We start from the raw sequence: 12,349 nt of genomic DNA, 5'->3' as shown, positions 1-12,349 counted from the left end.
TAGCATTCAGTGGAGCACCGAGACAAAAATAACGATTTTGATCTCCCCCCAGCCAAGCCCAACAAACTACGTACTGTCACTATGACCACAACGGCGATGACCGAGGCGAGGCAGAACACAAGCAACCCCAATATGTTCACATACGCCGCGTCATACAGGGCCTGCACCGATCTTTCACGATCAGCGAAGATCTGCCCTTGCAGCGCTATCAAGGCGGCATAGGCGGCCTTGCCTTCCGGTAGATCGAACAGCGGCTCAAGCGTTTGCAGTGCAAGGCTGATGCGCTTTTTGGTGGCATCGAGTTGCCTCTTGCACTTGCTGATTAGCTTTGTATATCTGCAAGTCCCGGGTGTTCCTGGCGTTGTCCCGTACACCTGTGGCAATGACCAAGATCGGATCGATTTTCGGCCAGTCCTGTTTGACGATCACCATTGTCTTTTCCTTGAGCGTTGCCAGATCGTGCAATGCATAAAGCGCCAGACCTATCAGTACCAACGGCGCAATTGCAAAACCAATGGCGATACGGCGTGCCGTGCTTAACTTGGTCATATCAAATGCTCCCTGATTAATACCCGCCCGACGGGCAGCATATTTGAAAACTTCATGTGCCTATGAGCCTTGCATCCGCCTTACCCCTGGTTGCTTCAATGTCCACGGATATAGTGCTCCAGTTGCCGGATTGGGTCGGCTTGCTCGACGATGGCTTCTCTCACCAGATCACCAATCGACAAGAGGCCAATCAGTTGACCGCCTTCCACCACCGGTAGATGGCGCAGATGACTGTCGGTCATAGACCACAGCCCAAAGCACTTAATGCATAGCTAAAAGCTAGTAGCCAATGCTCCAGGCTAGGAGCATTGGCCACCGCCATCATGTCGACAAAAGAAGTCGAGCGTGGATGAGCTTAACCATTCCTATCGAATTCCCTCTTGGCGCAAGGCACCTGGAGTGTAGTCGCTTCCGCTGGCGGTAAAACTGAAGTCGAACGATTGATTCTCCTCGTTCTTCATGCCCAGTGCCAGGTAGCGACCCGATATCAGGTCGTAGAGACACTCCAGTGTGTACCAAGGAACCTGCTTGTTGTAGTAGAACTGAGCATGGGCCTCGGCGACGCGCCACAGGGTTCCGCGACCGTCGTAATGGTCAATGATCGCAGCCTGCCAGGTATCCTCGTCGATGTAGATGTCACGCTTGGCATAGATGTGGCGCTCGCCCGGCTTCAGGGTGGCCACCACGTGCCAGACGCGATGCAGCTCATAGCGGGTCAGATCCTGGTTGATGTGGCCGGCCTTGATGATGTCGCTGTACTTCAGCTTCGGCGAATCCAGCTTGTAGCTGTTGTAGGGGATGTAGATCTCCTGTTTCCCTTCAAGCTTCCAGTCGTAGCGGTCCGGCGCGCCGTTGTACATGTCGAAGTTGTCGGAGGTTCGCAGACCGTCGGAGGCGGTACCCGGTCCGTCGTAGGACACCTGCGGCGCCCGTCGCACACGGCGCTGGCCCGCGTTGTAGAGCCAGGCTAGGCGCGGTTCCTTTACTTGGTTGAGGGTCTCGTGCACCAGCAGCACGTTACCGGCCAGGCGAGAGGGCGCAGTCACCCGCTGCTTGAAGTAGAACAGCACGTTGCCTTGCTTGCTCGGGTCGTAGTCCTTCAACTGCTCACTGAAGGTGAACTCTTCTTCAAGCGATACTGGACTGAATGAACCATTCGCTTGCGGAGTCACCTGGGTTATCAGTCGTCGTAGACTGCCACCACGATAATGAGTGATGTGGTTCCAGATTACTTCGAGTCCGTTTTGTGGAATCGGGAATGGATAGGCGGTGCGGAAGTCTTCCACGCCATTGCCGCCTTCCACCATTTTGGTATGGGTGGCGTTGTACTTGATGGCATTGATGACCTCGGCAGGCACGGATGCCGAACGGTGGGACTTGTACACCGGCATCTTGTAGGTGTCGGGGTAGCGCTTGAACATCGCCACTTGGCCAGGGGTCAGCTTTTCCTTGTACTGGTCGACGTTCTGCGCGGTGATGATGAACAGCGGCTTCTCGCTAGCGAAGGGGTCCGACAGAAAACCCTTGGAATCGACGGTGCCGGCGCTCTGCGGCAGGCCGCCGGTCCATTCGGGGATGCTGCCATCGGAATTGCCAGCCTTCTCGGCGCCCAGCGGGGTCAAGGTGGAGCCCAGCTTGGTCGCCTCATCCGCGGATACGGCAGCCATGACGCTGGTGGTCAGCAGGGACAGGGCCAAGACGCTAGTTTGCAGCAGACTTATTGTTGTTTTCATAGTTTTCGACTTCCTCAATATTGCAGTCCGCTTAGAAGTTCACGCCAAGGCTGAGCGCGAGGAAATCGCGATCGATCGAGGTGTTGTACTTGCCACCGAAGAAGTCGGTGTAGGCAAGGCTCGCGGTGTATGTGTTCTGGTACTCAGCATCCAGGCCCAGGCTGACGGCCTTGGCGTCTTCGGTGAACAGGCCGTTCGGACCGTAACCGTCGACGTCATGGGACCAGGCAATGTTCGGCTTCAGGTTGATGCCGGCGAACACGTCGTTGTAGTCCCACACGGCGCGCATGCGGTAACCCCAAGCGGTGCTGGTGACGAAGCCATCGTCTTCGCAGTACTTGCTGACGTTTTTCGCAGTCGGACTGCCCAAGGTGCTGGTGTTCAGCGCGACGCAGGTGTTGACTGGACCAGTACTCGGCAGCGGCCCGGGGCCGAACACGGGGTCACGGCCATAACGGGCCTTCTTGGTACTTTCGAGGCCACCGGTATGAACCACACCGATCTCCCCTACTAGGGTCAGGCGGCTGGCGCCCATGACTTGGTCGAAGAAGTGGGTGAAGGTGGTCTGGAACTGAGTGATTTCCTTGCGGCGATAGCCCTCCACGTCTTGGCCTGGTGTGCCATCCAGCACCGACGCATTGCCGAAGACGGCAAACGCAGGCCTGATGGACGACAGCGGACCGACGCCGGCGAACAGGACATCGGTGGTATTCAGCTGGACCGGAGCGTTCGGGCGATAGCTGACTTCTCCATTCCAGGCCGTACCGGTGGGCAGCGTGGTGGAGAAGCTCAGGCCGTACAGCTGGATGTCTTCCGGGTACTCGATGAAGTAGTTGGAGCGCCCCGCTGCCGCCAGAGGTGCCAGTGCGCCGAGGCTTGCCGAGTCGTTGTACACCGCCTGTGACGGAGCCGACGTACTGAGGAAGGGAGCCCGGCTGTGGTAGTTGATGAAGTAGGCACCGAATTCGGTGTCCAGGGGTTCAGCAAAATAGCGCAGCGCGGTACCCCACTGACCGCTGTCGTTGGCATCACGGTCAGGGCCGCGGCGCACCAGCACGCCCTCCTGATTGATGTCCAAGCCACGCGAGGTCAGGGCAGCAAGTGCTGGCACCGGCAGTGAGGAGCGCTGTCTCAGCACTCGCAGGTTGTCGTCACAACCATCGGCCACCGCGTCCGGCTGGGCGAAGTAGGTGCCGCAGTTGTCGAGGACGGTCTGGTCCCACTCCAGCTGGTAGAAGGCCTCGGCGGACAAGTTGTCGGCCAGGCTCTGGGACACATAGAACATGTTGACCGGGATCAAGCCTTCCTTGAGCTCGGCGCCGGGGCGGCGGAACGCGGACACGTCGATCGGGTTGATCGAGTTGATGCTGTTGCCGATGAAAGTGCTTTCACCCCAGCTCACCACCTGCTTGCCCAAGCGCACGCTGCCCGGCAAATCGCCCAAGTTGTAGTTGTGGTAGACGAAGGCGTCGAGAATCTGGCCGCCGGCAGACTTGGCGCCTTCCTTGCGGTTATCGTCGCTGATGTCCTTGAACGGACGGCTTTCGTCCTTCAGTTCAAAGTCGTACCAGTATTTGCCACGGACGAAAACACCGGTATCGCCGTATTTCAGTTCGAGGTCATGGATGCCTTTGAAGATCTTCGAGAAGGTCTCGCCCTTCTTGAAGTTCAGACGGCTGTCATCGGTCGTTTGAGACAGCCCGTCCCCCCCATTGTTGACTCCAATCAGGTCCTTGTCGGCCCCCCGCTTCGACCAGCTCGCACCCACGGAAAGGGAGGAGTCGAACTGGCCTTGAATCTCCCCGATGCTAAAGGTTCCAGCTGAGGCCTGAGCACTGGAAGCCAGCGCAATGGCTATTGCAAATGGGCGCGGCCTAACGAGGTGATGCACTTTTATTCTTATTTGCATGCATTTCTCCGGAATCGGATTTTTCGGAGAAGCAACGCTATTCTTAACAACTGCCTCCGTAATCGTTCAAAGGAACGATTTCGACCATCAAATTCCGAACGATGCATGCCATCTACGACTCGGGGCATTAGTCGGGATGGATGCTCACCTAGACGAGCAATCTTCCCCTGCTACCACTTCACTCGGAAGCCGGTCGCACTATGTATCCGGAGGAATTGGGGGTCGGGGCGAAAGCGAATCGCCCCACAAGCCGAGGTTCGCACAGACCTTTAAGGTGGAGGCTGGACTGAATGTGGGTTGTCTGCTCGGTCGCCAGAACTACTGGACGTCGGTGGTCGGCCGTTCCAGATACAGCGCGACCAGGTATTCGCTCTGCCCGCCTCACCCCCAACATATTGCCACCCCGTTCAGTTCAACGTAGCGGCCTCGGGTGCGCCCCTGCGTCGACATCCGAACCTGTCAAAGTAAGTGCGTTTGCTTGCAGTAAAATCGCTAGACCAACCGGTCTACAACCGACGCTCCTCGGCTCTATATTACTTGTTCGTAAGTACGTCGTATGTTGGCGTTCGACCACCTGCTCCATCAGCCGGTAGCCCTCCGATTTCGCTTGCCCGACTACCTCCGTCGACCGCCTGGCACCCTGCCCTCGGCCTCCACGATTCCGTTCGGCAACCGCATACTTGGCTTCCTGGCAAGGGACTTCTGCTTCGCGGTGGTTCGTCGAGGTCAATCGTCCTACTCTCGGTAATAGTCGTTCAGCCCTCCTGTATCACTGGCCAAGCCAAAGCGGAATGCCGCGCCGAATTCGCCAATGTCGGCGCCAACGATGGTAACGAACTGAACGGCCAACTTCACGTCCACCAGATACGGTTCTGGCAGCGGCAGAAATCGCTCAAGGCTGCGGCTCAAAATAGTCAAAAGGAACGACGAAACCCTAGCCCCCCTAGACTCATCATCGTCAGCAATTTAGAAAGTCAATACGCAAGGTATCAAGAGTACCTAACTTAACAACCACCAACCGCATTTACTCCAAAATCTTATATGGCCTTTATGGTGAGTAATATGGAAAAACCAATAATGTTGAAAGGTATACAGATTATTGACCTAACAACCATTATTTTTGGACCGTACGGCACGCAAATGCTAGCCGACATGGGAGCCGACGTAGTTAAGATCGAAGCCCCTGGTGGTGATCGCTTCCGCCAAATGGGGAAGCCTGCCAAAAATCCCGGCATGGGGGGTTGCCATATGACATTAAACCGTGGAAAGCGCTCGGTTGAACTGGATTTGAAATCGCCAGAGCACTTGAATTCTCTCAAGTCATTATTAGCAACTGCGGATGTATTTGTGCATAACATTCGCGACAAAGCAGCCAATAGGCTGGGTTTAGATTTTGAAAGCATAAACTCAATAAATCCTAATATTATATATGTCCATTGCACAGGATTTGCATCTGGCGGCCCCTACTCCGAACTGCAAGCCTATGACGATGTTATCCAGGCTGCGTCAGGGGCTGTGTCCTTGACGTGCCGAACCGGTGTAGGTTCCAGCCCAACTTACATACCCTCTGCAATTGCCGACAAGATCGCCGGCCAGTATTTAAGCAGTGCAATTCTCGCCGCTACAATACATAAACTGAGAACGGGTGAAGGTCAAAAAGTAGAAGTTCCAATGTTTGAGGCGTTCACTCATTTTCTACTTGAAGAGCACCTATATGGTGCAACATTCGACCCTCCTACTGGACCGCTTTGCTACGAGCGACAAATCGACCCCAATCGCCAGCCTTACAGGACCTTTGACGGCTATTTGAGCATAGTGCCGTATACCGATCCCAGCCTCCTCAGGCTATTCGATGTATTGGGCCACCCTGAGGCACTGATGCGCGAAGAGTTTTCTACTCCAGAATTACGTCGTGCGAACATGTCTCAAATTTTTAAGATTATCGGAACCCTGACAGAGGCACGGACAACAGCCGACTGGATGAATCGTCTGATTGAGGCTCAAATACCAGCAATGCCGGTCCGTGATATACAAGATATATTTAATGATCCTCACCTCAAGGCAACCGGTTTCTTCAGGCGTCGAGTACACCCAACTGAAGGACCCTATTTCGAAATGCAACCCCCCATTCGATTTGGGGCGATGCCGGACTTTGAACTCCGTCCAGCGCCGAGACTCGGCGAACACAATGAAGAGCTGATAGACAGCAACTAACCTGAAGAGCTATGACGGGACAATATCCACATTACGTTGACGAATCCCAACAGCTAATTCGAGATTCTGCACAGCGTTTCGTTAAGAAGATTCTTTCAACTGTCAATTCAGTATGAGTCACCGTGATCTGTCGCCATAGAGCCTGAGAAACTCTTTCTGGGACGGGACAGATCCTCGAGAAGTGAGGGTTATTTTTTGATGTTCACTCTTTTTCATTGTATCAACACAAGATCATTTCGCTGCCTTTGGTTGCTTGAAACATTGTCGCTACCATATGAGTTGCAGGTCATTCCATTCCCTCCGAGGGTAAAGAGTCCGGAGTACCTTGAACTTAACCCTCTGGGCACCGTTCCACTGCTACTCGCGGAGGGGATCAGGATGACCGAGTCCTGTGCAATTCTGCAGTACCTTGCGACATTCTCTGGTCCGAGTGATCTCGCAGTCTCACCGGGTGACCCAGAATATGCAGCCTGGCTGAACTGGCTTCACTTCGGTGAGGCGACCTTGACGTTTCCGCAGACTCTGGTGCTCCGTTACAGTAGATTTGAGCCTGAGGGGAGGCGCCATCCGCAGATCGTGGACGATTACACTCAATGGTTCCGTAGCCGGCTGAAGGAAATCGACCGAGTGCTGGTCGACCAGCAGTGGCTTTGCGCTGGCCGATTCACCGCGGCCGACATCTCGGTAGGTTACGCACTCATGTTGGCTTGTCGTATCGGGTTGGGTGGCTCACTTTCGCCGCAACTAACTGCTTACTGGCAGCGGTTGCAACAAACCGAGGGGTACCTGCGAGCCATCGCTGCGCAGGGCACTCCGGTGCAGTAATCTGCCAGCCAACCATGGCTTTGCGGTTTCACCTGACACTTTGCAGTTGGACAAAGATGGTGCGGTTGAGGCCAACATGATCATGAAAAGAAACATGGGGCTTGAAAGCCCGTGCGCATCGATGATCGTTACGCTGGCCAACCCACCGCCTTCGCACGTGTTTGCCAGGCCGTAGCGCTTGCCGCGGTCGTGGAGGCATGGATGTCATCAGTTTGGTGCCTTTGGCACCGAGCCTCAACTCGATATCCAACCGCTAAAAGTGACGCGCTGCATTGAGCATGTACCCAACGCCTTCTCGCAACTTCCAGATATGAATCACTGGCACAATCCACGCCTGCCCGTTCCCATCTACACGTCCCGCCCCTCGCACAATTAGTTCCAACGAACGATGTATTACCTCCCTCACTAAGCGAATCTAGTCCTGTCGCGTGGATAGACGCAACTCAATACCCAAGACGTCCCCCAGCAGTGCCCTATCCGCGCGATTTTTTTCCTGGCGACCCTAAAGCCGATTCGACAGCAGCCCAAGCAAACCCTTTCCCAACGTTCAGGAGATCATCATGGGCGAAGCTTTCATCTACGACCATGTCCGTACACCTCGAGGCAGAGGTCGCATTGATGGCGCCTTGCACCAGGTTACGCCGCTGCAACTGACCAGCCAGGTATTACGCGCTCTGCGTCTTCGTAACCAGATAGACCCAAACCAAATCGATGATGTCGGACTTGGAATTGTCATGCCTATAGGCGAACAGGGCGCCGACCTGACCCGATTCGCCCTCCTGGATGCCGGGTATGGCGATCAGGTTCCTGGCTATCAAATCAACCGCTACTGTACTTCAGCTCTTGACGCGATTAACCAGGCGGCCGCATCTGTCATATCAGGAGCCGCAACGGCGATCATCGCCGGTGGTGTCGAGTCCATGTCCCGTGTCGCCATCGGCTCCGACGGAGGCCCTTGCTACAGCGATCCCCACATCACCCGCCGATTTCCCTACATGCCCAACGGCGTTGGAGCCGATCTAATGGCTGCGCTCAATGGCTTCGATCGCAATGATGTCGATGCCTATGCAGTGGAAAGCCAGCGCCGTGCCGCCTATGCAAGCAGCCAGGGTTATTTTGATCGCTCACTGCTGGCTGTCCGCGATGTCCTGGGTCAGGTATTACTGGAACACGATGAAGCGATTCGCCCCGGTACCACTCTCGAAAGCCTGGGCAAACTCAAGCCCGCCTTCCTTACTGCCGGGGATCAGGGTTACGACGCCATTGCCTTGCGCCGATACCCTTGCCTGGAGACCATCGAGCACATCCATACGGGTGGCAACTCCAGCGGTATTGTCGACGGCGCCAGCGCCGTACTGATCGGCAGCCGACAGTTCGGCCTGGACAACGGCCTCACTCCTCGCGCTCGAATTCGCTGCTCTGTGCAAGTCGCCAGCGAGCCGCTACTGAGCCTTGGCGGTCCCATGCCGGCGACGGAGCGCTTACTGCAGCGTAGCGGACTGCGTATCAGCGACATCGATCTATTCGAAGTCAATGAAGCCTTCTCCATCGTGCCTCTGACCTATAGCCGTCATTTCGACGTCGATCCTCTGCAACTCAATGTCAATGGTGGTGCTATCGCGCTTGGTCATCCACTCGGCGCGACCGGCGCAATCCTGCTCGGGACAGTGCTTGACGAACTGGAACGGCGCGATCTCAGCACCGCACTGATAACCCTGTGTGCAGCGGCGGGACAAGCAACCGCCACCTTGATCGAACGCATCTGAATCCCCGGAGATCTCTACTCATGTCAACTCTGAATCTCAGCGTCGATTCCGATGGCGTCGCACTGATCGTTATCGATCTGATCGACCGCCCAATCAATGTTTTCACCCCTGAATTCGTCAACGACCTCAGCCAAGCAGTGGAGCAAATACTCACCCGCGAGAACATTAAAGGCGCCGTCCTGACCTCCGGCAAGCAGGGCTTCATTGCGGGTGCCGATCTGAAAGATCTGGTGAATGCTTATGAGCAAGGTGTAAGCCCGAGCGATGCTGCCACGCGCTTCAATCGCGAAAACGCGCTGTTCCGACGTATCGAAACCGGCGGAAAACCCTTCGTCGCGGCACTCAATGGTCAAGCATTGGGCGGTGGATTAGAGCTGGCACTGGCCTGCCATCATCGAATATTGGCCAACCACCCCAAAGCCTCGGTGGGTCTTCCGGAAGTGACTGTCGGGTTGCTTGCGGCTGGCGGCGGGACCCAGCGTCTGCCACGCCTGATCGGGGTCGAGAAAGCCTTGCCATTGCTGCTTGAAGGAACACTGCTCAAGCCTGAGCAAGCCTTGGAGGCCGGGATTGTCGATGAACTCGTGCCCCTTTTCGAACTGCTGGAAAAGTCCCGGCAGTGGGTACTGGAGCACCCGCACCCACAGCAACCCTGGGATATCAAAGGCTTCACCATTGCTGGCGGTAGCGGGCCGCTGGCCGAGCATGCCGGGCGCAGCTTCGCCGCCAACATGGCTCAGGTACGCAAACGTACCCAGGACAACTACCCCGCTCCGTTAGCCATTCTCAGTGCCGTCTACGAAGGAACGCAATTGCCCTTCGATCTGGCCCTTCAGGTGGAGGCCAAGTACTTTGCTCAGTTGCTTGCCAACCCTGTGGCACGCAACCTGATGCGTACGCTGTTCATCAACAAAGGTCGTGCGGACAAACTGGCTCGGCGCCCGCAGGGAATCACGCAACTGCACATCAGCCGACTCGCCGTATTGGGAGCCGGCATGATGGGTGTCGGTATCGCCCGGGTCGCCGCTGCGGCGGGGATCCAGGTCGTATTACTCGATAGCAACCTGCAGGCCGCGGAGCGCGGCAAGGAACAGATTGCTCAGGCACTTGAGAAGGAAAGAGCCCGTCGTGGCGGCAGTCATGACGCCGTCGATGCCCAACTCGCCCGCATCCTCGCTACCGAGGACTACAGTCAGTTGAGCCACTGCGAACTGGTAATCGAAGCGGTGTTTGAAGAACGTACGGTCAAGGCCCAAGTGATTCAGCGAGCTGAAGAACATTTACCGGCTTCGGCCATCTTTGCCTCCAACACTTCGACCCTTCCCATCAGTGGGCTTGCAGAGCTGAGCCAACGTCCAACGCAATTCATCGGCATTCACTTCTTCTCGCCGGTAGAACGCATGCCACTCGTGGAAGTGATACTCGGCAAGGAAACATCCAAAGCCACCCTCGCCCATGCACTGGATTTCGTCGCCCTGCTGCGCAAGACCCCCATCGTGGTCAATGACAGCCCGGGCTTCTATACCAGCCGGATCTTTTGCAGCTACATCGACGAAGGCATGGCCATGCTGGCCGAAGGCATCGCCCCGGCACTGATCGAGAACTCCGCGCGCATGGCCGGCCTGGCCACCGGTCCATTAGCGGTCACCGATGAAGTTTCCCTGGACTTGCAGAAGAAGGTCGTCGATCAGGCCATCGCCGATGGTTTGGCTCCCGAGCGCCAACGCCAACATGCTCAACCGGTGATCAGCCGTTTCAATACCCTTGGCCGACTCGGTCGCAAGACTGGCGGTGGATTCTATGAATTCCCCGTCGGCGGCCGTAAACATCTGTGGTCTGGATTGGCGGAACTGTACCCACCACGGGCCGAACAACCCGAAGTGCAGGAAATCATTGACCGGCTTTTGTATATCCAGGCCCTGGAGAGCGCGCGCTGTGTCGAAGAAGGTGTGATCACCGACGCCATGGATGCCGATCTCGGAGCAATACTCGGCCTTGGTTTTCCCGGCTGGACGGGCGGTCCGCTGTTGTTCATCGACACGCTAGGACTGGCTCCCTTTGTCGAACGTTGCAAGCAACTTGCGAGTCATCACCCTCGCTTCCAGCCCTCAGCCTGGCTGATCCAGCGCGCAGCATTGGGCAAAAACTTCTATTGAAGGAACACCGCTATGCCAGATTTCAATCTCAGTGCACGCCAGCAAGCGCTGCAGGAACGCACCCGGGCCTTTATCGCCGAAAAAGTCATACCTTACGAACGTGACCCGCGTTGCACCGCTCACGGCCCGAGTGAAGACCTGCGCCAGGAACTCATCAGCCTCGGTCGCGCCTCCGGCCTGTTGAGCAGCCACGTCAGCACCGACTTCGGTGGCCTTGCCCTCGATCATGCCAGCAAAGCCATCCTGTTCGAGGAAGCCGGTTACTCCCCGTTGGGGCCGGTAGCACTGAACATCGCCGCGCCGGACGAAGGCAACATGCACCTGCTTCAGGAAGTTGCGACGCCCGAACAGAAAGAACGTTGGTTGCGACCGCTCGCGGCCGGACATATCCGTTCCTGTTTTTGCATGACGGAACCTGCGCCTGGTGCCGGCTCTGATCCCGGCATGTTGCAGACTACCGCCCGCAAGGATGGTGATGACTACGTTATCGATGGGACCAAGTGGTTCATTACTGGCGCCGAAGGTGCCGGCTTCGCGATCATCATGGCCAAACTGGAGGACGGCAATGCCACCATGTTCCTCGCAGACATGGACAGTCCTGGTATCACGATAGAACGTGCAATGGGCGCCCTTGACAGCTGTTTCCCCGGTGGTCACGGCGTAGTGCGTTTCGACGGCCTGCGTGTCTCGGCATGCGACATTCTGGGCGCCCCCGGCGAAGGACTGCGCTACGCCCAGGTACGCCTTTCCCCTGCGCGACTGACCCACTGCATGCGCTGGCTCGGTGCCGCTCGCCGCTGTCATGACATTGCCAGCGACTATGCCCGCCAGCGCCAGTCCTTCGGCAAGACCCTGGGTGAACACGAGGGCGTGAGCTTCATGCTCGCTGACAATGAGATGGACCTGCACGTCGCTCGACTGGCGATCTGGCACTGCGCAGCAGTACTCGACAGTGGCGCTCTGGGCAAGCATGACTCCAGCGTGACCAAGGTCATCGCTTCGGAAGCATCCTGGAGAGTGGTCGACCGCAGCGTACAAATGCTGGGGGGCCAAGGGGTGACCCATGAAACGGTGGTAGCGCGGACTTTTGCCGACATGCGGGCCTTCCGTATCTATGACGGCCCCTCCGAAGTCCATCGCTGGAGCATCGGTCGCAATATCCTGCGTGGCCGCAAACCTACCCAACTCTGAGCGAGT

General features: G+C 56.7%; 7 protein-coding genes and 2 pseudogenes. 5 read left to right on the top strand and 4 right to left on the bottom strand.

Annotated elements, in window-relative coordinates; all coding sequences use genetic code 11:
* Positions 1-44 precede the first annotated feature (44 nt).
* From Q8X48_RS12910 to Q8X48_RS12895, 4 genes and pseudogenes are all read right to left on the bottom strand, one after another.
* A pseudogene (locus Q8X48_RS12910) lies at positions 45-549 on the bottom strand (methyl-accepting chemotaxis protein); the annotation flags it as partial.
* 95 nt (positions 550-644) lie between these two features.
* Positions 645-791: pseudogene (locus Q8X48_RS12905) on the bottom strand (CBS domain-containing protein); the annotation flags it as partial.
* A 123-nt stretch (positions 792-914) separates the two neighbouring features.
* Complete coding sequence (locus Q8X48_RS12900) at positions 915-2,282, bottom strand: DUF1329 domain-containing protein (protein WP_407800264.1); 1,368 nt, start codon at positions 2,280-2,282, stop codon at positions 915-917.
* Positions 2,283-2,313: 31 nt separating this feature from the next.
* On the bottom strand, positions 2,314-4,191 hold the full coding sequence (locus tag Q8X48_RS12895; protein WP_407800263.1) for a DUF1302 domain-containing protein: 1,878 nt from the start codon (positions 4,189-4,191) through the stop codon (positions 2,314-2,316).
* A gap of 1,062 nt (positions 4,192-5,253) precedes the next feature.
* Between Q8X48_RS12895 and Q8X48_RS12890 the strand changes: the two genes are divergently transcribed.
* From Q8X48_RS12890 to Q8X48_RS12870, 5 genes are all read left to right on the top strand, one after another.
* Complete coding sequence (locus Q8X48_RS12890) at positions 5,254-6,405, top strand: CaiB/BaiF CoA transferase family protein (protein ID WP_407800262.1); 1,152 nt, start codon at positions 5,254-5,256, stop codon at positions 6,403-6,405.
* A 198-nt stretch (positions 6,406-6,603) separates the two neighbouring features.
* The gene (locus tag Q8X48_RS12885; RefSeq protein ID WP_407800261.1) at positions 6,604-7,230 is read left to right on the top strand and encodes a glutathione S-transferase family protein; all 627 of its coding nucleotides are present in this window, start codon (positions 6,604-6,606) and stop codon (positions 7,228-7,230) included.
* 560 nt (positions 7,231-7,790) lie between these two features.
* Positions 7,791-8,996: an acetyl-CoA C-acetyltransferase gene (locus Q8X48_RS12880; protein WP_407800260.1), complete on the top strand. Its 1,206-nt coding sequence runs from the start codon at positions 7,791-7,793 to the stop codon at positions 8,994-8,996.
* A gap of 20 nt (positions 8,997-9,016) precedes the next feature.
* Positions 9,017-11,152: a 3-hydroxyacyl-CoA dehydrogenase NAD-binding domain-containing protein gene (locus Q8X48_RS12875; protein WP_407800259.1), complete on the top strand. Its 2,136-nt coding sequence runs from the start codon at positions 9,017-9,019 to the stop codon at positions 11,150-11,152.
* A 12-nt stretch (positions 11,153-11,164) separates the two neighbouring features.
* Positions 11,165-12,343 (top strand): acyl-CoA dehydrogenase family protein, encoded by a 1,179-nt coding sequence (locus tag Q8X48_RS12870; protein WP_407800258.1) that lies wholly within the window; start codon positions 11,165-11,167, stop codon positions 12,341-12,343.
* Positions 12,344-12,349 lie beyond the last annotated feature (6 nt).

Source organism: Pseudomonas sp. QLc11A (assembly GCF_052112305.1).
Classification (GTDB): Bacteria; Pseudomonadota; Gammaproteobacteria; order Pseudomonadales; family Pseudomonadaceae; genus Aquipseudomonas; species Aquipseudomonas laurylsulfatiphila.
The sequence above is the reverse complement of the archived record's forward strand: the minus strand, read 5'-3'. Positions and strand labels throughout refer to the sequence as shown.